This window comes from Actinomycetota bacterium (assembly GCA_040881665.1).
Taxonomy (GTDB): Bacteria; Actinomycetota; UBA4738; order UBA4738; family HRBIN12; genus JBBDWR01.
This window is the reverse complement of record JBBECT010000005.1, coordinates 701,901-723,886: the sequence shown is the minus strand read 5'-3', so window position 1 is coordinate 723,886 and position 21,986 is coordinate 701,901. Positions and strand designations below refer to the sequence as shown.

17 protein-coding genes and 1 pseudogene are annotated in these 21,986 nt (G+C 70.2%); 2 read left to right on the top strand and 16 right to left on the bottom strand.

From position 1 onward, the window contains the following. Positions 1-80: 80 nt before the first annotated feature. Positions 81-911: a M15 family metallopeptidase gene (locus WEF05_09265; GenBank protein ID MEX1102073.1), complete on the bottom strand. Its 831-nt coding sequence runs from the start codon at positions 909-911 to the stop codon at positions 81-83. Between the two features lie 86 nt (positions 912-997). Here WEF05_09265 and WEF05_09260 point away from each other — a divergent pair, with 86 nt between their 5' ends. Both WEF05_09260 and WEF05_09255 read left to right on the top strand, forming a co-directional pair. Further along, positions 998-2,011: a YndJ family transporter gene (locus tag WEF05_09260; protein ID MEX1102072.1), complete on the top strand. Its 1,014-nt coding sequence runs from the start codon at positions 998-1,000 to the stop codon at positions 2,009-2,011. A 4-nt stretch (positions 2,012-2,015) separates the two neighbouring features. Further along, entirely contained in the window at positions 2,016-2,918 is a 903-nt protein-coding gene (locus WEF05_09255) for a TIGR01777 family oxidoreductase (protein MEX1102071.1), read from the top strand. On the opposite strand, the pseudogene WEF05_09250 reads toward WEF05_09255, so the two are convergent. The 15 genes and pseudogenes from WEF05_09250 to WEF05_09180 all read right to left on the bottom strand — a co-directional run bounded on the left by WEF05_09250 (position 2,915) and on the right by WEF05_09180 (position 21,901). Next, positions 2,915-4,046: pseudogene (locus WEF05_09250) on the bottom strand (P1 family peptidase). The gene WEF05_09255 and the pseudogene WEF05_09250 overlap by 4 nt on opposite strands. An 11-nt stretch (positions 4,047-4,057) precedes the next feature. Continuing rightward, on the bottom strand, positions 4,058-4,882 hold the full coding sequence (locus WEF05_09245; protein MEX1102070.1) for a L,D-transpeptidase: 825 nt from the start codon (positions 4,880-4,882) through the stop codon (positions 4,058-4,060). A gap of 196 nt (positions 4,883-5,078) precedes the next feature. Next, the gene (locus WEF05_09240) at positions 5,079-5,897 is read right to left on the bottom strand and encodes a M23 family metallopeptidase (protein MEX1102069.1); all 819 of its coding nucleotides are present in this window, start codon (positions 5,895-5,897) and stop codon (positions 5,079-5,081) included. Positions 5,898-6,108: 211 nt separating this feature from the next. After that, positions 6,109-7,266 (bottom strand): PQQ-dependent sugar dehydrogenase, encoded by a 1,158-nt coding sequence (locus tag WEF05_09235; protein MEX1102068.1) that lies wholly within the window; start codon positions 7,264-7,266, stop codon positions 6,109-6,111. Positions 7,267-7,270: 4 nt separating this feature from the next. After that, positions 7,271-8,578 (bottom strand): phosphodiester glycosidase family protein, encoded by a 1,308-nt coding sequence (locus WEF05_09230; protein ID MEX1102067.1) that lies wholly within the window; start codon positions 8,576-8,578, stop codon positions 7,271-7,273. Between the two features lie 138 nt (positions 8,579-8,716). After that, positions 8,717-9,547 (bottom strand): PPK2 family polyphosphate kinase, encoded by an 831-nt coding sequence (locus WEF05_09225; protein ID MEX1102066.1) that lies wholly within the window; start codon positions 9,545-9,547, stop codon positions 8,717-8,719. A 21-nt stretch (positions 9,548-9,568) separates the two neighbouring features. After that, positions 9,569-10,858 (bottom strand): phosphodiester glycosidase family protein, encoded by a 1,290-nt coding sequence (locus WEF05_09220; protein MEX1102065.1) that lies wholly within the window; start codon positions 10,856-10,858, stop codon positions 9,569-9,571. Positions 10,859-10,937: 79 nt separating this feature from the next. After that, positions 10,938-11,849 carry a succinate--CoA ligase subunit alpha gene (gene sucD, locus WEF05_09215; protein MEX1102064.1) on the bottom strand — a complete coding sequence of 304 codons (912 nt, stop codon included), beginning with the start codon at positions 11,847-11,849 and terminating at the stop codon, positions 10,938-10,940. After that, the gene (gene sucC / locus WEF05_09210) at positions 11,846-13,048 is read right to left on the bottom strand and encodes an ADP-forming succinate--CoA ligase subunit beta (protein ID MEX1102063.1); all 1,203 of its coding nucleotides are present in this window, start codon (positions 13,046-13,048) and stop codon (positions 11,846-11,848) included. The genes sucD and sucC overlap by 4 nt, the downstream gene beginning before the upstream one ends. A gap of 25 nt (positions 13,049-13,073) precedes the next feature. After that, positions 13,074-14,033, bottom strand: a complete 960-nt coding sequence (locus WEF05_09205) for a CoA ester lyase (protein MEX1102062.1) — start codon at positions 14,031-14,033, stop codon at positions 13,074-13,076. A 2-nt stretch (positions 14,034-14,035) separates the two neighbouring features. Next, positions 14,036-15,169 (bottom strand): aminotransferase class V-fold PLP-dependent enzyme, encoded by a 1,134-nt coding sequence (locus WEF05_09200; GenBank protein ID MEX1102061.1) that lies wholly within the window; start codon positions 15,167-15,169, stop codon positions 14,036-14,038. A gap of 187 nt (positions 15,170-15,356) precedes the next feature. Next, a complete protein-coding gene (locus tag WEF05_09195) occupies positions 15,357-15,863 on the bottom strand; it encodes a peptidylprolyl isomerase (GenBank protein MEX1102060.1) in 507 nt (168 codons plus the stop codon). A gap of 82 nt (positions 15,864-15,945) precedes the next feature. Then, positions 15,946-16,431 carry a thioredoxin-dependent thiol peroxidase gene (gene bcp, locus WEF05_09190; GenBank protein ID MEX1102059.1) on the bottom strand — a complete coding sequence of 162 codons (486 nt, stop codon included), beginning with the start codon at positions 16,429-16,431 and terminating at the stop codon, positions 15,946-15,948. Between the two features lie 11 nt (positions 16,432-16,442). Next, positions 16,443-18,503, bottom strand: coding sequence for a thioredoxin domain-containing protein (locus WEF05_09185; GenBank protein MEX1102058.1), 2,061 nt, complete (start codon positions 18,501-18,503; stop codon positions 16,443-16,445). Continuing rightward, on the bottom strand, positions 18,500-21,901 hold the full coding sequence (locus WEF05_09180) for an AAA family ATPase (GenBank protein MEX1102057.1): 3,402 nt from the start codon (positions 21,899-21,901) through the stop codon (positions 18,500-18,502). Before WEF05_09180 ends, WEF05_09185 begins: the two co-directional genes overlap by 4 nt. Positions 21,902-21,986: the final 85 nt, after the last annotated feature.

The window sequence follows — 21,986 nt, the reverse complement described above, 5'->3', positions numbered from 1 at the left end:
GGTGCATCCAGGCAGGTGGCCGTGCACGGATCGCAGGAGGAGGTGCTCAGATCTACCGCACGGCGGGTAGGGCCGCGATCTCAGCTGCCGCCGGCCGAGAAGTGCATGTAGTCCTTGATCGTCGACCAGCGCCCTCCCCAGGACCAGCCGATGCGGTCGAACGAGCGGACCACGATGTCGCCCTCGCGGATCATCCCTCGTCGAGCGCGCATCCGGTTGCGGTACGCGAGCGCGGCCTTGCGAAGAACCGAGCCGTCGCCGCGCACGTAGGGGTTCTCCACAGGATTGATGTCGACCGCGAGACCGAACGCATGCTGGGACCACGAGTCCCCGTCGGTCACCGGGCGGCAGTTGAACCCGGCGGTCACGCTCCGGATGCGGTCGTAGGCGTACCGGTTCGGCCGGTACCGGGGCGGGAGCGCGATGTGCTTGATCGGGAACCGATGCCGGTAGAGCCGTCGGAACACGCCGAGGACCTCGTCCGCGACGCCACGATGCATCACGAGGGGTCCGCGCTTCGTGCTCCCGTCGAACCCGCGGTAGGTGACGCGGAGCAGACGAAGCTCGCGCGGCCCGACCGGGCATCCCGCGTGCCAGTTCGTTCCCACGATCTCCCTGCGGATCGCCCCGCGGATCGGAGCGATCGCGAATCGCGGACGCGCCGCGGGCCGAGCGTCGGTGTCGCCCGTCGAGGTGTGTGCGACGGGGGACTCGGGCTTCGCAGGGGAAGGCTCCGCAAGGGGAGGCTCCGCACGGGACGGCTCCGCCGGGGAGGGCGCCGCCGGGGAGGGCGCCGCCGGGGAGGGCGCCGCGGGGGGTGAGGTGTCGCGGGCGGCCTCCGCCGTCGTGCACGCTCCGAGCAGCAGGACCACCGCGAGCGCGTTTCCGATCGAGCGCCGGGTTCGTCGCATGCCCGTACCGACCTGGCCGCGGGGCGTGTGGTTCCCAACCCCTCTTCCGTGCTCACACCCCGTGCCCCTCAGGGTAGGGTTCCCGCGTGAGTGACGCGGCATCTCCCGGTCCGGTCGTCGCAAGCCCGCCGTCGGTGCCGGTGCTCGCGGGGGCGCTCGTGTGGTCCGTGCTCGCCCTGCTCTCCCTCGGCCCGCTCGAGGAGCGTCTCGGTCTGCTGGAAGTCGTGTTCCTGCTCGGACCGTGCGTCATCGTCCCGCTCGCGTTCGGCATGCTCGGGGATCTGCGCTCGGGAGCTCCGGGCGGGGCCGAGGCCTGGATCGCGATCGCCTACCTCTCGTGGCCCTTCGGCCTGGTCGCCCTCGTGGTGGCGATGCTCTTCGCGCCGGGGGTGCTGTCGGGGATCCTCGCCCTCGGCTGGCTCGCACCGACGGGGTTCGCCGCGCTCGCCGGCCTCTTCTGGATCGGTTCGAAGCGCTCCCTCCGGGCCTCCGTGCTCGCTCCGTCGGTGGCGCTGATCTACCTGTTCGTCGGTGCGGACTGGTTCGTCCTCTGGCGGTTCGGTCTGCAGCCGTTCGATCTGTCGGACGATATCGTGGCCCTGACCGCGACCCACTTCCACGTCGCGGGATTCGGAGGCATCGTCCTCGCGTGGCTCTTGGTGCGGGCGTTGCGACCGGGGACCCGCTCGTCCGCCGTCGCGAGCGCCGCCGCGGTCGGAGCGGTCGTGGGGATGCCGATCACGGCCGCGGGCTTCACGTTCGACGCTCCGTTCCTGTCCACCGTCGGGGCCATCGTGCTCGCGCTGTCGTTCCTCGCGGTCGCGGCGATCACGGCCGGCGGCCTCCGAGAGCTGCGGCTCCCGGCGGGAGGCAGCGTGTTGCTCGTGGTCTCGTCGCTCTCGGTCGTGGTGGGGATGGCGCTGGCCGTCCACTACGCCTTCGGGCAGTGGACCGGGACATCGACCCTCTCGATCGATCGGATGGTCCAGATGCACGGGGTCGCGAACGGGTTGGGCTTCGTCACCTTCGGTCTCCTCGGCTGGTCGATGGTCCGCGACGCGGTGTTCGCTTTCGCTCCTCCCGATCGTCCGGGCTCGTAGCGCGGTGGACGTCGCTCTGACCGGGTCCAGCGGTCTGCTCGGAACCGCGCTCGCGCCCGCGCTCGAGCGAGACGGACATCGGGTGGTGCGGCTGGTGCGGCCCGAGACCGAGGCGCGGGGGGGCGACACGCTCGCGTGGGATCCGGACGCCGGGACGATCGACGCCGCAGGGCTCGAGGGCATCGCGGCCGTGATCCATCTCGCCGGTGTCAGTATCGGCGATACGCGGTGGTCCGCGAAGGGCAAGCGAGCGATCAAGGAGAGTCGCGTCCGCGGAACCGCGCTGATCGCCCGCACGCTCGCGGGGCTGCAACGGCCGCCGTCGAGCCTGCTGAGCGCGTCGGCATCGGGTGCGTACGGTGATCGCGGGGACGAGGTCATCACCGAGTCCACCCCGCCGGGCACCGGGTTCCGGGCCGAGGTGTGCGCCGCGTGGGAGGCGGCGGCCGAGCCCGTGGCCGAGGCCGGCATCCGCCTCGCGCTGCTGCGCTCCAGCGTGGTGCTCAGCACCGAGGGTGGTCTCCTGCCGTACCAGGTGCTGCAGTTCAAGGCCTTGGGCGGAGGACGGTTCGGATCCGGCCGCCAGTGGACGAGCTGGATCTCGATCCACGACGAGGTTGCCGCGATCGTCCACGTTCTCGAGCGGAACGCGCTCGCCGGACCGATCAACGTCACCGCGCCGAACCCGGTCACGAACCGTGAGTACGCGACGGTGCTCGGCCGTGTGCTCCGCCGACCCTCGTTCTGGTGGATCCCGTCGCCTGCCCTGGAGCTCGTGGCCGGCCGCCAGCGGGCCCGTGAGGTGCTGTTGTCGAGCGAGCGGATCGTGCCGCGCCGGCTGCTGGACGACGGCTTCGTGTTCCGTCATCCGCACCTCGAGCCGGCGTTGCGGGAGCTCCTCCGCTAGTTCAGCAGCCCGGCGAGCCGGTCGTTCGGCAGACCGTGGACCGTGACCCCGTCGCGCCCGGTCATCGTCGCCCCGGCGACGAGCGCGTTCACGATCGCCTCCTCGGTCGCCTCGATCACGGCGTCGTAGTACTCGGTGATCACCAGGTCCGAGAGCATCTCCAGCGGGAGGCGCACCGGCTCCGCGCCGACCTTGTAGTTCGACAGACGGCCGGCGTTCCCGGTCGCGAAGCACAGGAACAGGTCCCCGCTCGTCATCTCGCCGACCCCGCCGGTCCGGGCGATCCCGAACCCCGCTCGCTGCGCCAACCGCTCGCACTGGTGCGGCAGCAGGGGTGCATCGGTTCCGACGACCACGATGATCGATCCGGCGCCCGACATGCCGGGCATCCCCGAGCCGGCCGCCGATGCGTCCGATGGGAGCGAGTCCTCCGGGAACGGCACCTCGTCGCGTCCGATCTCCTCGCCGACCCCAACCCCGTTGATCGTCAGGCGTTCGCGCCTGCCGTGGTTCGCCTGCACCAGCACACCGACGGAGAACCCACCCGCGGCCCCCGAGACGACGCGGGACGCAGTGCCGATGCCGCCCTTGAAGTCGTGGCAGATCATCCCGGTGCCGCCGCCGACCCCGCCCTCGGACGGCACCCCACCCGTCGCCTGTTCCAGAGCGTCGTGCACGTGGCCGGCGCGCACGTGCATCCCGTTGATGTCGTTGAGCATGCCGTCCCACGTCTCACCGACGACCGGCAGGCTCCAGAAGATCTCGCTCGCGCCTCGCCTGTTCACGTCGGCCGCGACCAGCGCGTCGCGGACGACGCCGACGCTGTGGGTGTTCGTGAGCGCGATCGGCGTCGTCAGCATCCCCGATTCCCGTACCCACTCGAGGCCGGTCATCTCGCCGTTGCCGTTGAGCCGGTGCGCGCCCGCGAACACCGGACGCGTTCCCACCTCCGCATGGGGGACGATGACGGTCACGCCGGTCCGGATCGGGCCGGATCCGACGTGCAGGGAGCCCTCACCTTCGATCAAGGTCGTGTGACCGATGCCGACCCCCGGGTACGTCGGTGATCGCGTTGAGCGGGCCTGGTGTGCCGTCCCCGATCTCGATCCCGAGCTCTCGTGCGCGCATCGCGGTCGATGCTACCGGGAGACGATCACCGGTGTGCCCAGGCGCAGGAACGGCTTCAGCCGCTCGAGCGCGGACGCCGAGACCCGCATGCACCCCGCGCTCGCCGCCTGCCCGATCGAGCTCGGAACGTTCGTGCCGTGGATCGCGAGCTGGTCGCCACCGCTCCATCCCGGGGGCAGGTTGGGCTGGATGCCCGAGATCCCGAACGCGAAACGGCCGAGCGAGCTTCCGGGGTCGAACGGGATCCGGTCGGTGACGAAGTAGCGCCCCGGCGGCGTGGGTGACACCGACGCACCGATCGCGCTCCGTGTGCGGAACACGACCTTGTCTCGTTTCTCGAGCGTGAGGCGCCGATCGGACAGGTCGACGTGGGCCTCCACCCAGGTCGTGCCGCGACGCAGACCGTCGAGCCGCATCCATCCGTCGCCGTTCCCGTAGGGAACGGCGAGACGGCCGAAGCGCCCGTCCTCACTCACCTGTTGTACCCAGGCCATCGTGGGAACGTCGTAGAAGCGCGACCCGTCGGGAACGGTGCCGACGATACGTCCTCCGCCCGGCCGGGACGTCAGGGCGAGGTCGCGTGGGACGCGAACGAACAGGTGTGGCTCGGGCTTCGGCCGGCGCTCGCGACCGTTGTTCGAGCCCTCAATAGGGACCACCGGGGAGACCGTCCGCGCCGGGGAACCGGCCTCGGCCACCTCGAGCCGCTCGGCCGGCGCTCGGTTCTCCGCGCGGGGCTCGGGACCGGCGGCGACGCCGGCCAGGGGTGCGCCGATCGCCGCCCCGACGGCGAGGACCGCCACGAACGTCCAGCTCCTGAGGACCCAGCCCCGCATCTCACCCACATCGGCGGGCGTCGGCTGTGGCTGAAGCGAGGCGGAGGGCCGGCGTGCTGACCCAGACCGACGCGTGGCCGGGGAAGAGGCGGCGCGAGGGTGCGGGAGAGATCCGGTTCGCTTCGCCCGACGGGGGACGGGCGCAAGGGGCACTGGGCAGCATCCTGCCTCATCGCACCCCGAGCTGGGAACCCCCCTATCCCGGACAGACCTGTGTGAGCGCGTCGTGGGGGTCGATCGCGCCGCCGCCGCCCGGATGCCATTCGAAGTGAACGTGCGGCCCCTGCGCGTTCCCGGTCGTTCCCACGTAGCCCACGACCGTCCCCGCGCGCACGGAGCCCAGGGTGCCGTAGCGCGACAGGTGCGCGTTCGCGACGTATCCCCGGGCCCCCGTCACGCGCACCGTCAAGCCACCCAGATCGCTCCGGCTCGCCGCCGCCACCCCGTCGAAGGGTGCTACCACCGGCGCACCGAAGGCGGCCGCGACGTCGTTGCCCTGATGCTGATGCGTGTGCCCGTCGTCCCAGCGTGCGGCTCCGAAGTCGTCGGAGATCGCCGTCGCGGCCTGCACGGGGCAGATCCCGATCGGCCGGAGGCGTGAGAGAAGGGCGGAGGTCGTGCGTGCCGTGGAGCGGAGCCGCCGGACCGCCGCGCGATGGCGCGCCAGGCGGGCCCGCGATCCTCGCCGTTGCGCTTCGAGCTCGTCTCGACGCCGAACGGCCGCTCGGATCCGCGGCTCGAGCACCGGCGCCTGCACGGGTGCGCGCATCGCGACCCTGCGGGCGTGCACGACGCGCGTGCGGACCCGCCGCGTGGCATGCGCGGCGCGCCGGGTCGACACCCTGAACTGCCTGCGCTCGATCCGTCGCTGCGTGCGGTGCCGATCGATCCGCTGCTCGATCCGCCGCAGTCGCGTCTCGGCGACGTCCGCCTGATCGGCGAGGGCCGTGTCGATGCCCGGAACCGCCAAGATGCAGATGAGCCCCAGCGCCACTACCCGTACACAACCACGCATACCCCGTCCGCCTCCTATCGGGGGATGAATCGGATCGTCCGCGACCGCCTCGCGAACCGTTCGGGGAGGTATCGGCAGGTCGGCACGCCGAGCTGAACCGTGACCGATCGCGGGGGGACGAGCGAGGGGAGGAACGAGGAGGAGGAGATCCTCGCACGGCGCTCAGATCGGTTCCGTGACGTGCGTCACGGAGGGGGAAACGGTGCCGGGCTTAGACCCCGAGGCGCACGCGGAAGATCGTCCTGCCGTCGGAGAAGTACAGCCGGCCGTCGATGCCGCGTTCGATCGAGAGGATCTGCCGGGTGTGCCGGTAGGCGGTCGTGATCGAGGCGATGTCGTCCCGTCCGGCGTCGAGCGCGACCCGTCGCAGGGTGCCGGTGTTGAAGTCACCCACGAACGCGGCGCCCTCGGCGCCCGCGTCGAGCGCGCATCCGTCGCAGAACGCGATCCCGGTCGGGGCGATCGTGGTCCGCCAATACTTCTCGGGAAGGATCCGCGGCGTCGGTCCGCTGTTGTTCGTGTTCAGCGGGCGGGCCGGAGGCGTCGAGCACTTCCCGTTCGGCCCCCACCCGTAGTTCGGGTTCTCGACGTCGACGATCAGGTTCAGCTCGTCGTTGCACTCGGGGCCGTTCTCGGTCTGCCACAGGTTCCCGTTCTCGGGGTCGAATCCGAGCCCGAAGGAGTTCCGGTGGCCGAACGACACGATCGCGTCGTTCTCCGGATCCGCGTCGCTCGTGAACACGTCGAGACCCGCCGGAGTGAGATCGCCCTCGGGGTCGGTCTCGGTGTCGTATCGGAGCACCTTCCCGCGCTCGAGGGCGAGGTTCTGGGCGAGCGTGGGGTCGAACCGCTCGCCGATCACGACGTACAGCAGCTCGTCGGAGCCGAAGAGGATCCGGCCGCCCACGTGCCCGCCGCCGGCCGTCGTGTCGAACTCCTTGACGATGCGTCGTGCGGTCCCGCTGCCGCCCGCGTCGGTGTAGCGCAGCACCTGCATCCGGATCGCGTTATCGCGCACGACCGTCGCGTAGACGTAGACCGACGGGGTCGCGGGGTAGTCGGGGTGCAGGGCGATCCCGAGGAGACCGAGCTCGTTGAACTGGCTGCTCGACAGCTTCGGGACGGTGGCGAACAGCGACTTGGTCTTCGTGGCGGAGTCCCAGCGCCGGATCTTCCCCGTGAGGCGCTCGGTGAAGAAGATGTCGCCGTCGGGCGCGAACGTGAAGGAGCTGACACCCGAGAGGTTCCTGACGACGCGCTTGGCCCCGTAGGGCGTCCCGGCCGAGGACGGGACGGCGGCCGCGACGAGCACCGTGCCGACGACGGCCGCCGTCAGCAGGAGCGCGACGGGGATGCGGCGGCGACCCATCGGGTCAGAGCCCGGAGGGTTCGGCGGCGGGGAAGGCGTCGGGCGGGGGCTTCACGAGGAACGCGTTCTCGCTGCCGCGCTCGACGATGTACGAGCCGTTCGTGCTGGGCCGGTTCACGACGCAGCCGATCGTCGTGATGTCCCCGTCCACGTTCTGGCAGGCGCCGGCGGGCAGGTTCGCCTTGCGCACCCACATCGTCGCCGAGCCACCGCCGTCGAGGTTGACGGCCTCGGCGACCCCGAGCTCCTCGTCCATGAACTTCGCGAAGTTCGCGAGCGTCAGTCCCTGGGACCAATCGGTGCCCTGTCGCCCGTCGACGACGACGTAGTAGATGCGGCAGGCGGCGGGGTCCCCTCCCGGCTTGCAGTCCGCGTTCATGCCGACGCCCGCCCGCGGGTTGGCGTCGCACAGGTCGTCCCCGACGTTGGGGTCGCAGAACACCTCGTCGGTCGGCACTCCGTTGGCCACGATGTGCTGGCGGCCGCCGATCACGTCGGCCGCGCCGACGGCGGCGGTTCCCCAGCGCAGGGCGATCGTGCCGCCGATCGGCAGCGCGGCGAGGGCCTTCTTGCCGGCGCCGCGGCGCTTGGCCGACAGGACGATCTGCTGTCCCGACGGGGCCGCCATCGCCTGCGTCTCGCTGCACTTGCGCTTGTTCACGGTGTAGGTTCGCGTGATCAGCTTCTTCCCCGATGTCCACCCGTGGTTGCCCGGAGCCGTCAGCAGGACCGAGCACGCGTTCGTCGGGGGCCGCTCCTGGAGACCGCCCTCGGGGGAGTAGGCGACGATCTCCCCGGCGCCGGGCTTGCCGCTGTTCCATCGCTTCACGTCGACGATCGTGGTCCCGCTCTTGTACGACAGCCGCGTCTTCGGGACGCCGATGTAGCCGCTCGCCTCGTCCTTACGGAATCCGAAGATCGTGCCGCCGTTCTGCAGGCCGCTGCCCCACATCTTGCCGTCCTCGATGAAGACGTGATCGGGGCGCTTGATGCCGAAGTCGCCGTTGATCGCACCCCAGGCGTTGTGGTCGGTCCCCATCTTCGAAACCTTCGCGCTCATCAGGATCTTGGTGCTCGCGGAGGCGACGTCGATCGTCGCATCGTTCCCGAAGGGCGCGATCGTCAGAACGAGCGGGCGGCTGGTGTTGCCGTTGTTCACCCACTTCATGCGGGTGAACGTGACGCCCGGCGCGACCGCCACGGGGCCGAGCTCGTTCGTAGCGGGATCGGCCGGGGCGGGCGCTGCGGGGAGGACGACCAGCGCCACCAGGGCGACGAGCATGAGCGCGAAGTATGAACGGGGGGTACGCATCGAGCGCACATAGTGGCGGAAGATCACCCGATGTGTCTACTGGTCCTTCGGTACCGACCGATGGACCTTCGGTGAACACCCGCTCGCTCTCCCGAATCCGCAGGTCAGCCGCCCAGTGCCCGCCCTCGCCGCCGGAAGCTAGTTCGGGGGCGCAAGCCGCCGGCGGAGGGCGTCGAGGTCGAGGTCGGGCTGCGGGTACCTCGGGTCCATCCGCGACAGCTCCTCCCGCAGCACCGTCGCGACGAGCCAGTTCCGGTACCACTTGTGGTCGGCGGGGATCACGTACCAGGGCGCCTCGGGGCTCGAACAGCTCGACAGCGCCTCCTCGTAGGCGTTCTGGAACGCGGTCCATCGCTGCCGCGCCTCGAGGTCCGCGTGGTCGAACTTCCATCGCTTGTCCGGCCGGTCCAGCCTCGCGAGCAGGCGCTTACGCTGCTCGTCGTAGGAGATGTGCAGGAACAGTTTCACGACCGCCGTTCCTGCCGCGACGAGCTCGGCCTCGAACGCGTTGATCTGCTCGAACCGTGGGCGCCACTTGCTCTCCGGTGCGAGGCCCCACACGCGCACCGTGACGATGTCCTCGTAGTGCGACCGGTTGAAGACCGTGACCTGCCCCGGACCCGGCAGCTCGGCGCGGATCCGCCACAGGAAGTCGTGCGCGAGCTCGTCCTGGGTGGGCCTCTTGAAGTTCGCGACCGCGATCCCGCCGGGGCTCATCGCGCCGAGGACATGCTTGACGGTGCCGTCCTTGCCGCTGGTGTCCATCCCCTGGAGCACGACCAGCAGCGACCGCTCGTGCTCGGCCCACAGGCGTTCCTGCAGCCCGCCGAGCTCGCCCACGAGATCCGGCAAGACGGTGCGTGCATGCTTCTCGTTCGTGCCCTCGGTCGAGCCCGGGTCGACGCCCGGCAGGATGTTGTTTCGGCCCCCATCGACCCGGAACCGGGCCGGCAGATCCTGGGTCTTCACGCGGGCGAGTCTACGCCGGTGCTACGGGGGGAGGGGAACGGCTTCGATGGTCGGATACAGATCGTCCCCGGCCTTCACCAACAAGCCGTTCTCGACCGGGCGCTCCTGGGGCGTCTGGTTCGTCCAGACCGGTCTGTTCACGAAGCAGCCGGTCGCCGTGGACTTGAACTGACAGGTCTCGGCGGGGTACGAGGCGTTGGCCTGGACCCACATCTCCGAAGAACCGCCGCCGTCGAGATTCACCGCGCCCCAAGCGCCGAGGTCATCCCTGAAGAACTGCGCGAGCTGCGACGGGTTCATACCGCTCGACCAGCCGTTCAGGCGTGAGTCCACGACGACGTAGTACACGCGGCAGCCAGGCGTCCGCTCCGCGCATGCTTGGTTGAACCCGACGGCGGTCCGGTTGTGCTTGCAGTACAGGGTGCTGTTGTTCGTGCACGACGTGAACGTCGGGATCGTCCCCTCGCGCAGCAGGACGGGCTGGCCGCCGATCGCGTCGACCGTTCCGGGCATGCCGTACGCGGTTCGGATCGTGACCGTCTCACCCTTGTCGAGCGCCTTGATCACGGCCTGCAGGCTCGCCGGTCCTCGGCGCGAGGTGATCACGACCTTGTTCTTCTCCGGGAGCGGATCCGCCCTGCACCGACGGGCCTGAACCGTGTAGTTCGTGAGTGTTCCCTTGCGGGCCCTCGCCCAGCGGAACGAACCGGCGACGGGGGCCAGTCGCGCGGAACACGCCCTGCCCGGCGGATCCTCGATCGACCCGCCCTCCGGAGAATATCCGGCGATCTCCGACTTCGCCGGGGCACCGCTGTTCCACCGCTTGATCACCGAGGTGTGGGTTTCGGTCTCCATCGAGACGCGGATCTTCGGGTCGATCGCGTAGGCGGCCGACTCGTCCTGTCGCATCCCGAAGGCCGAGCCTTTACGAGGTCCGGTCTGCCACAGGGCGCCGTCTTGGACGTAGAGGTGGTCCGGGCGGTCATTCGTGCTGTAGTCCCCGTTGATCGCGGCAACCGCCCCTTGTGCTGGACCCCAGGAGCTCAGGTAGTCCTTGCCCGGGAGCTTGGGTTTCGAGTAGCCGACGTCGATCGTGGCGGAGGTCGACGGGTCGATCTCGAGTACGTGGACCTTGGCCTTCGTCCCGTCGCTCTGCACGACGTCGTAGCGAGTGAACTCGACCCCCGGGGAGATCGTGACAGGGCCGACCAGCACCACCGTGCTCGCGGCGCCGGCTGTGCCACCCGACAGGCCCGCAGCGAGGACGCCGAAGGTCAGGCAGACCAGGAGGAGCCGTTGGGGGGTTCGCATCACTCGCCATGATGGCGGACCGTCCGGGTCGGTGTCGACCTCCGTTCAGCCGGGATCGGAGAGCGGGACCTCGAGCATCTCAGGCACCCGTGCGGGAGCCGTCGCCGAGCCCGACCCCCGACTCGGCGACCGCCTTCGCGACCGTCTCACCGATCTCGGCGGGGTTGCGCACCGTGTGGTGGCCGAGGGCCTCGATCGCGTCGAGCTTGGCCTGCGCGGTGTCGGAGTCTCCGGAGATCACGGCGCCCGCATGCCCCATGCGGCGACCGCGCGGCGCCGACACGCCCGCGATGAAGCAGACGAGCGGTTTGGTCATGTACTGCGCTGCCCACGCAGCCGCCTCGACCTCCTGCTGACCACCGATCTCGCCGATCATCACGACGATGTCGGTGTCGTCGTCGTTCTCGAAAGCCTGCAACACGGTCTTGAAGTCGGTGCCGTTGACCGGGTCGCCGCCGATGCCGACGCAGCTCGACTGTCCGAGTCCGAGCTTGGTCATCTGCGAGACGGCCTCGTAGTTCAGCGTCCCCGAGCGCGACACGACCCCGACGCGCCCCTTGGAATAGATGTGGCTGGGCATGATCCCGACCTTGCACTCGCCCGGCGTGATGATCCCGGGGGAGTTCGGGCCGATGATCGTCGTGTTCCGGCCGGTGAGATAGCGCTTGGTGCGCACCATGTCCTGCACCGGCACGCCGTCGGCGATGATGACCGCGATCTCGATCCCGGCCTCGATCGCCTCGAGCAGCGAGTCGACCGCGACCTGCGGAGGAACGAACACCCCCGACACCGAGGCCCCGGTCTCCCGGACGGCTTCGGCAACGCTGTTAAACACCGGCAGCCCCAGGTGGGTGGTGCCGCCTTTGCCGGGCGTGACGCCGCCGACGACCTGCGTGCCGTGCTCCATCGCCTCCTGCGCGTGGAACGTCGCGTGCTGGCCGGTGAAGCCCTGGATCACGACCTTCGAGTGCTTGTCGACGAACACGCTCATGCCGGTGCTCCTTCCGGGGCGGGTGCGCGGCGGGGCCCGGCGGTCGCGACCGCGTCGACGGCCTTGCGGGCCGCCTCGTCCAGGTCGGCCGCCTGGATCAGTGACATCCTGCTGTCGTCGAGGATCTTCCGCCCCTCCTCGACGTTGGTCCCCGCGAGACGGACGATCACGGGCACGTCGATCTCCTGGTCCTTGGAGGCCTGGACGACTCCGGTCGCGATCCAGTCGCATCGGTTGATCCCCGCGAAGATGTTCACGAGGATCACCTTCACGTCCGGGTCCTTCAGCACGATGCGGAACGCGTTCGCGATCTTCTCCGGGCTCGCGCCGCCGCCGACGTCGAGGAAGTTCGCCGGACGCCCGCCGTGGTGCGCGATCGCGTCCATCGTTCCCATCGCCAGGCCCGCGCCGTTGACGATGCAGCCCACGTCGCCGTCGAGCGCGATGTAGTTGAGGTCGTGACCGCTCGCCTCGACCTCCTTCGGGTCCTCCTCGTCGAAGTCACGCAGTTCCGCGACCTCGCCCTGACGGAACAGCGAGTTGTCGTCGAACCCGATCTTGCAGTCGAGCGCGATCAGGTCGCCATCCTCGGTCACCACGAGCGGATTGATCTCGGCCTGCAGGACGTCCTTGTCGCGGAACAGCCGGTAGAACTGCTTCACGATCTTGACGAACGGGCTCATGCGGTGCTGGAGTCCGATCGCCATCGCGAGCTTGCGACACTGGAAGTCGAGCAGTCCGGTCGCCGGGTCGACGACCTCCTTGTGGATCTTCTCCGGGTGCTCGGAGGCGATCTGTTCGATGTCGACGCCGCCCTCACCGGAGGCGATCACGACGATCCGCTGGCTCACGCGGTCGATCACGAGCCCGAGGTAGATCTCGCGCTCGATCTTCGTCGCCCGCTCGATCAGGACGCGCTGGATCAGCTGGCCCTGCTCGCCGGTCTGCACGGTCACCAGGCGATGACCGATCATCGCGTCGGTGAACGCCCGGATGTCGGCAGGCGTGTCGGCAAGCCGGACCCCGCCGGCCTTGCCGCGCCCGCCCGCGTGCACCTGCGCCTTCACGACCCAGCGGTTGCCGCCGATCTCCTCCGCCACGCGAACCGCGGCCTTGCCGGAGTAGGCCACCTCGCCGGGCGGCACGGGAACCCCGTAGGCCTTCAGCAGCTCCTTCGCCTGGTACTCGTGGATGTTCATCGTCCCGTCCTATCGCTCCCGGCCGCTATCGCGCCCGGAGCTGCTCGACCTTCGCGATCAGGTTCTCGGCCATGCGGGTCGAGGCCGCGTCGATCAGGCGTCCGTCGAGCGACACGGCGCCCTTGCCCTGCTTGGCGGCCTCCTCCATCGCGTCGAGGATCCGCCGGGCGCGATCGACCTCGTCCTCGCTCGGCGAGAACACCTCGTTCGCGAGCTCGACCTGCTTCGGGTGGATCGCCCACTTGCCTTCGCAGCCGAGCGCCGCCGCCCGCCGGGCCGCGGAGCGATACCCGTCCGGGTCTTCGAAGTCGCCGAACGGACCGTCGATCGCGCGCAGCCCGTACGCGCGGCACGCGGCCGTCATGCGGCTGATCGCGTAGTGCCACTGGTCGCCCCAGTGCCGCTCGCGCGCATCGGCCTCGTCCGGGTCGGTCAACACGCTGTAGTCGGGGTTCGCGCCCCCGATCTTCGTGGTGCGTGCCTGCACCGACGCCGCGTAGTCCGCGACGCCGAACACCATCGCCTCGAGCCGGTCGGGGCGGGCCTGTGCGATCGCCTCGACGTTCGCCATCCCGAGCGCCGTCTCGATCAGGATGTGCAGGTTGATCGGGCGCAGGCCCTTCGCGGTCTCGATCTGGTCGAGCATCGTCGCGACGAACTCGACGTCGCTCGGGTCTCCGACCTTCGGGATCAGCAGCGTGTCGAGCTTGTCGCCGGCCTGTTCCACGATCTCGACGATGTCGCGATAGCAGTAGTGGGTATCGAGCCCGTTGATCCGCACCGAGACGGCGCCGCCGGACCAGTCGAGCGTGTTCAGACCCTCGATCGCGTTCGCTCGCGCCTGCTCCTTGTCGTCGGGGGCGACGGCGTCCTCCAGGTCGAGGAAGACGACGTCGGCCCCCAGCGTCGGAGCCTTCTCGATCGCCCGCGTGTTCGACGCGGGGACGGCGAGCTCGCTCCGGTGCAGTCGGTCGCGTACGGCCATGGTCAGGGGAGGACGGCGTCGAACGCCGCGAGCACCCGATCCGCCGTCTCGCGGTTCGCGTTCACGCCCATCAGACCGACCCGCCAGATCGGCGGTGCCTTCGGACCAAGACCGCCACCGACCTCGATGCCGTGCTCCCGTAGCAGGCGGAGCTGGATCTGCTTGCCATCGATCCCCTCTGGAACCTTGACGGCAGTCAGCTCCACGAGCTGGTGGTCGGGGTCGGCGAGCAGCTCGAAGCCGCGTTTGCGGATCTGGTCCTGGAAGTAGCGCCCGGCGTCGGCGCCGCGCTGCCACCGGTTCTCCAATCCCTCGTCGAGTGCGAGCTTCACGCCCGTGTACAGGGCGTAGTACTGGAGGATCGGGATCGTGTGGTGATAGGTGATCGGCCGCTCGATCCAGTACCTCGCCAGCTCCTCGAAGTCGTAGTAGTAGGGGACCGGCGACTTGTGGCCGCGCATCCGCTCGATCGCCCGGTCGCTGATCGTGACCGGCGCGAGGCCCGGGGGACACCCGAGGGACTTCTGCGAACAGCTATAGCCGTAGTCGATGCTCCACGCGTCGGCCTCGACCTGCTGACCGCCGAGCGAGGTGACCGCGTCCACGTACAGCAACGCGTCCGAACCGCTCTCCTTCAGTGCGGTGGAGAGCTCGGCGAGGGGGAAGTCGATGCCCGTCGAGGTCTCCGCGTGCACGATCGACACGATCTTCGCGTCGGGGTTCGCCTTCACCGTCTCGACGATCCGCTCGACGGGGACGAGCTGTCCGAAGTCGGCGGTCAGCTCGACGACATCGGCACCCACGCGGTGGGCGAAGTCGTTCAGCCGGGAGCCGAAGAATCCCCAGTGGCAACTGAGGACCTTGTCGCCGGGCTCGACCAGGTTCATGAACCCGGCCTCCATCGCCGAGCTTCCCGAGGAGGACATCGCGAGCGTGAGCCCCTGGTCGCCGCGTCGCCACAAGGCGCGAAGGCCCGCGACGAGGTCGAGCAGGATGTCCCAGAAGTCCGGGTCGAGGTGGCCGTTCATCGGCAGCTGCATCGCCTGGAGCACCTTGGGGTGGACGTTCGACGGGCCGGGCCCGGCGAGCAGTCGCTCACCCGGGTTCAGCGCCGGGATGGTGGTGGTCTCGGCCATGACGGTTCCCCCTCCTAGGGTTGCGGCGAGCGGCTCGGGGCGCGAGGCGCTCTGCCTGTCAGCCTGAACGGTCGTTCAAACGAGGGCCGAAGTATAGGGCGTCGCCGCTGGTGAGCGCCAGTCTAGGAACCGACCTACGCTCAGCCCATCACCCCGGAGGGTGGAACCCGCTCCCCCGCAGGGGTGGCTAGGAGATCTCCACGCGCTCGAGGACGACGTCGTCCGCGGGCCGGTCCTGGGAGCCCGTCGGCGTTTTCGCGATCGCGTCGACGACCTCGTAGCCGTCGGTGACCTCCCCGAAGATCGTGTGCCGCCCGGTCAGGTGGGGCGTCGGGCCGGTCGTCACGAAGAACTGAGAGCCGTTCGTGCCCGGTCCCGCGTTCGCCATCGCGAGCAGACCGGGGCGGTCGAACGATGGTCCGTCGGCCGAGACCTCGTCCTCGAAGGTGTAGCCCGGCCCGCCCATCCCCGTGCCCGTGGGGTCGCCGCCCTGGATCATGAAGCCGTCGATCACGCGGTGGAAGGTCGTTCCGTCGTAGAGGGGCTCGCTCTTGCGCTCGCCGTCGCGCGGGTCGGTCCACTCCTTGGAGCCGCTCGCGAGGCCGACGAAGTTCTCGACCGTGACCGGTGCGTGGTCGGGCAGCAGCTCGGCGGTGAACGAGCCCTTGTTCGTGACGAAGGTGGCGGTGGTCATCGAACGGCCTTTCTGTCGGTGAACGCCTGGAGCCGGCAGCATAGTGCCTCGCGTTTCCTTCGCGATCGGGGATCGGGGCGAGCTAGTCGGCGGTCAGCTCGGTCAGGCGGCGGAGGGCCTTGGGGACCGTCTCCGCCGGGCTGACCTTGGGCCACGATCCGGCGATCACTCCCTCCTCGTCGACGAGGAACGCCGAGCGGATCACCCCGTCGTACTCGCGCCCGTACAGCTTCTTCGGCCCCCATACCTCGTAGGCCTCGGCGACCGCGTGATCCTCGTCGGCCAGCAATGGGAACCCGAGTCCGTACTTCTCGTCGAACGCGCGCTGCTCCGCCGGCGTGTCCGGGCTGATCCCGACGACGCCGACCCCGAGCGTGTCGAGGTCCTCCTTCGCATCGTGCACCGCCCGAGCCTGCGTCGTGCATCCGGGCGTGTCCGCCTCCGGATAGAAGTAGATCAGCAGCTTGTGGCCTCGGTAGTTATGCAGGGCGATCTGCTTGCCATGCTGGTCCGAGAGCGCGAAGTCGGGGGCAGGGTCCCCGATCGCGGGTGTCGTGGCATCGGCCATGGCGCCCGAGCCTATCGGGTATCCGCGAGCTGCTGTCGGAGCTGGTCGGGCTCGGTGACGGGCAGCGAGCAGGTGAAGCGCTCGCACACGTACGCGGTCGGACGGTCCCCCAGCTGCACGCGCTCCCGGAGCAACCCGACCGCCTCGATCGCGACGCGATCGCCCGGGTCGGCGACGGCCAGCACCCGGTTGGGACGGTAGGCCTCGTCCACGACCGCGATCAGCGCTCGAGTGGCCTCCGCGTCCGGTTCGCCGACGATCGCGATCTCGGGAGACCGCGACGCGTGCAGGTCGACGGCGCACAGGGCCTCGCCGAACCCGCCGGGCCAGCGCGCCATGTGGTCGCGAACCAGGCGCAGCGCGCCGAGGGCCGCTTCCTCGTATCGGGTTTCGCCGGTGAGCAGGGCGAGCCGCTGCAGCATCCGGGCGGCGACGGAGTTCCCGCTCGGAACCGCGTTGTCGGTCAGCTCCTTCGGTCGCAGCACGAGCGCGTCGGCATCCGCGCCGGTCTGGAAGAACCCCCCGCGATCGGCGTCGTTGAACAGATCCAGCAAGGCGTTCGCGAGCCCGCGCGCCTCGACGAACCAACGCACATCGCCGGTCGCCTCGTACAGGGTCAGCAGTCCGTCTGCGAGCAGGGCGTGGTCGTCGGAGAAGGCCGGGACCTGCGCGTTGCCCTCGCGCCACGAGCGCAGCAGCCTCCCGTCGTCGCGGCGAAGGCGCGTCGTGACGAACGTTGCCGCGCGCACCGCCGCGTCCACGTAACGAGCCTCGTCGAAGGCGCGGCCGGCCTCGGCGAGCGCTCCGATCGCGAGACCGTTCCATCCCGCGAGGATCTTGTCGTCGGTCGCGGGACGGACCCGCTCCTCGCGCGCCGCCAGCAGGATCGACCGCGCCCGCTCGACCTCGGCCGCGAGACGATCGACGGGGATCTCACGCTCGCGCGCGATCGCCTCCAGCGGCACCGGTCGCCAGAGCACGTTGGCGCCCGGACCGCCCTCGGGCCAGTTCCCCTCGGGGAGCGCGCCGAAGGTGAACGCGACCGTCTCGGAGGTGCGCGCCACGAGCTCGTCCCACGTCCACACGTAGAAGGTGCCCTCGACGCCCTCGCTGTCGGCGTCCTGTGAGGAGAAGAACCCGCCCTCCGCGTGCTGCATCTCGCGGAGCAGGAACTCCAGCGTCGCGGTCGCGACGCCCCGGTAGGCGTCGTCGGCGGTCAGCCTCCACCCCGACGTGTACAGGCGCGCGAGCTGTGCGTTGTCGTAGAGCATCTTCTCGAAGTGCGGGACGTGCCAGCGTTCGTCGACCGAGTACCGGGCGAACCCGCCACCGAGCTGGTCGTACATCCCGCCGGCGGCCATCCGGTCCATCGTCACGGTGGCCATCCGTCGGGCCTCGTCGTTTCCGGTCGCGGCGCGCCGCAGCAGCAGCTCCAGCGTCATCGGCTGGGGGAACTTCGGAGCGCCACCGAACCCTCCCCAGTCCGGGTCGAACGTTCGGTGCAGCGTCGCGAGGGCGTCGGTGAGCAACCGCTCGTCGAGCGGATCGTCGTCGGCCGTGAGCGCGTTCGCGCCGCCGATTGCCTCGACGACCGACGTCCCCTGCGCGACGAGCTCGTCGCGCCGTTCGGTCCACGCCTCGGCGATCCCGGTCAGCACCCGTCGGAACGACGGCATCGGGGGCCGGTCCTGCGGCGGGAAGTACGTGCCGCAATAGAAGGGTGCGCCGTCGGGCGTGCAGAAGGCTGTCAACGGCCAGCCACCATGGCCGGTCATCGCCTGCACAGCGTCCATGTAGATCGCATCGACGTCCGGACGTTCCTCACGGTCGACCTTGATGCTGACGAAGTGCTCGTTCATGAGCGCGGCCGTGTCCTCGTCCTCGAACGACTCGCGCTCCATCACGTGGCACCAGTGGCAGGCCGCGTACCCGATCGAGACGAGCAGCGGCTTGTCCTCTCGACGCGCGCGGTCGAGCGCCTCCTCGTCCCACGGTTGCCAGTCGACGGGGTTGTCCGCGTGCTGCAACAGGTAGGGACTCGTCTGCGTTGCGAGCCGATTGCCACCGCTCATCGCTTCATCCGTGGCGCATCACGGGCCGCGTCGGGCTCGCCCTGGAGCACGGATCGCTCGAGTGCTCCGATCACCGCGAGTGGCCATCGCGCATCCCCGATCGCGAGGAGCTGCTTCGAGCTGCCGAAGGCCTCGGACGCGTCGCTCCCGCGGCCGGAGAGCGCATAGGCCTGTCCGAGCGCTGCCGCGGCCAGCGCCTCCTCGATCGACACGTCCATCCGGCGCCACCGTTCGCGGACGTCCTCGAGCCGTGGGACCGCGTCGTCGAGCTCGCGCCTGAACAGGGACCGCATCGCCCATGCCGTCGCGATCGCGAGGCGGTGCCGCGGGGACGAGACGTTCTCCTCGGGGATCAGGAACCCGTCGATCCGGTCGATCGCTCCGATCTGGATCAGGACGCGGATCACCGACGGAAGGTTGTTCGCGCGGAAGTCGCCCGCGTCCTGCGTCGCCGACGCGAACTCGTCGAGGAACGCCAGCGCGGACCCTCGGTCCTCGCGTTGGGTCGCGAGGGCGGACGCGGCCAGCGCCGCCATGCCCACGTGCTCGGGCATCCCCGACTCGCGCGCGTGGGGGAGGAGTTCCTCGAGCTTCTCGCTTGCCTCGTCCGTCTGCTGGCGGAGCGTGAGGACGCTCACCTCGAAGGTGCGGGCGTACAGACCGATCTGGCTCCGGCCGTGCTCGGCGTCCCAGCTCGCCATGTCGCGGGCGATCGCGAGTCCCTCGTCCCACGCCAGCAGGTCGTAGAGGCACTCGAGCTGTCCCGCCTGCGACCAGCGGTGGTGCGCCGGGTAGCCGCGCTCGCTGCTGAACGCGTCGGCCGCGCGCCAGATCGGCACGGCGGTGCGCGGCCCCTCGTGGAGCCAGGTCTCGTACGCGAGGTTCCCCCACGCGATCGCGGCTTCGTCGCCGAACCCTCGCTCGAGCGCAAGGTCGAGCGCGTGCCGCAGATCCTCCAGACCGTCGGTATCGCCGAGCTCGACCCGGAGTGCGCCGCGGTACTGCAGCGCACGCACCTCCTCGGCCTCGAGTCCGAGTTCCTGCGCGAGGTCGAGCGCGCGCCGCGCATGTCCGAGCCCCTCCTCGTAGCGGCCGGCGATCAGGCATTGACCCGACAGACGCGATGTGGCGAGCACGAGCTCGGGTCCCGGCGCCTCGTCGGACAGCAGGGCGACGGCCTCCTGCAGCAGCGCCATCCCCTCGTCGCCGCGCGCCTGGATCCCCACCGCACGGCCGAGCAGCGCCGTCGCCTCTCCGACGGCGAGCCGGTCGCCCGCAGCGCGGAACCGCTCGATCGCCTCCCGGAACCGGCGGCTCGCGACCTCGAAGTTGCCGACGAGCTCGGCGGCGTTCGCAGCCTTCACCGACAGGCGAGCCCGGTCGGGATCCTCGTCGGGGAGCAGCTCCAGCGCCTCGGTGTAGGTCCGCTCGGCGCGGACCCCGTCGAGGCGCATCGCGCGATCGCCCGCCAACGTCAGCGCCTGGGCCGTCTTGGCTCGCAGCCCCGGGCGCGACGGCTCGTTGGCAGGGGTGAGCTCGAGGGCGCTTCGGTAATGGTGTGCGAGCGCATCCGCCTGATCGGCGAGGCGCTCGCCCGTGACCGTTTCGATCCAGCGCGCTGCCGCGAGGTGCTTCTGGGCGCGGTCGGCGCGCGGGATCTGTGACTCCGCGACATCGCGGACGATCGCGTGCCAGAAGGTGTACTCGCGCTGTCCGCGGATCCGCGACGTCCGGCGCGGACGCACCAGCTCCTTCCGCACGATCTCCCGGAGGCGATCGACGATCTCGTCCTCGGGCCGGCCGCCCATCGCCGCGAGCGCCGAGGGCCAGAACTCGCGACCGAGCACGGCGGCGTCGTGCAGCAAGGCCTTCGGTTCGGGCTCGAGCGCATCGATCCGCGCGGCGATCAGCGCCTGCACGGTCGGCGGCACGGGGATCGCACCGCCGGTCTCGCCCCGCTCGGCGACCATCCGTGCGAACTCCTCCGCGTACAGGGGGTTGCCGCCGGCACGGTCGAGGATCGCGGACGCCGCCTCGGGCGGAGGGGGCTCGTCGAGGGTCGCGATCAACAGCATCTGTGTCTCGGCGTCGGTCAGCGGCGACAGCGACACGGTCGAGGAGTTCCGCTTGCCGCCGCCCCACCCCGGTTGCTGGGCGAACAGCTCGGGCCGTGCCGCGCAGACGACGAGCAGCGGAACGCCGGCGAGCCGGTCGACGAGGCCGTCGACGAACTCGAGCATCGCCGCGTCGGCCCAGTGGATGTCCTCGACCACGAGGACGGTCGGTGCATCCGCCGCGAGCGCTTCCAGGAACCGGCGCCACGCGACGAAGGCCGACTCACGGTCTCCGCTCTCGTCGGTGCCGAGTCCGACCAAGGGTGAGAGACGGCCGGCGATCCATCCGGCGTCCTGGTCGTCGGCGAACACGGCGTCGACCGCACCACGGAGCTTCTTGCCGGCCAGCTCGGGGTCGTCGGACTCGAGGATGCCCGCCTCCTGCTTCACGATCTCCCCGAGCGCCCAGAAGCTGACGCCGTCCCCGTAGGGAAGGCACCGGCCTTTGCGCCAGCGGATCAACTCCGGGAGCTCATCGAGGTAGGAAGCAAGCTCGGCGATCATGCGGCTCTTGCCGATGCCGGGCTCGCCGGCGAGCGTCACCAACTGCACGGTCGCCTCGCGCACCGTTCGCCGGTAGGCGGCCTTCAGCAGGGCGAGCTCCTCGACCCGTCCCACGAGCGGCGTCGACTGGCGTCGGCGTGGATCGGTGCCGGGGAGCGAGCGCGCCGAACGGGGGATCCAGGCCATGCCTTCGGCCATCTCGTCGGGTGCGTCCCACTCGAAGTTCGGCGCGGCCGACTCGTAGGCGCGCGCTCCGACGAGGATGCCGTCGGGTGGGGCCTGGGACTGCAGCCGGTTCGCGCGTGCGACGACGTCGCCCGTGACGAGGGGAGCGTTGGTGTCCGGGCCGCCGAGCGCGACGAGCGCCTCGCCCGACTCGATCCCGATCCGCACCGACAGCTCCCGGTCCGGGTCGCCCTCGTTCAGGTCCGCGATCGCCTCCAGGATCCGCAGCGACGCCCGGATCGCCCGCTCGGGGTCGTCCTCATGTGCGACGGGCGCGCCGAACACCCCGATCACGGCGTCGCCGATGAACTGGTCGACGGTTCCCTGGATGTCCTCGATCTCACGCTTGAGCCGTGCGTGGAAGGTCCGCAGCGTGTCCTTCACGTCCTCGGGATCCGCGCGATCGCTGCGCTGGGTGAACCCGACGAGATCGCAGGAGAGCACGGTGACGACCTTGCGTTCCTCATCGCTGCCTCCGCCGATCGCGCTCCCGCACGCCAGGCAGAACCGTGCGCGATCGGGGTTGGACTCACCGCAGTTCGGACACGTGCGCACGGGCTGAGTCTAGGACTCCCTCACCCGGGCCCCCCACGCCGGGTGTCGGCCGAACGGCCCATCGACGCTCAGGTTTCGTGCCTCC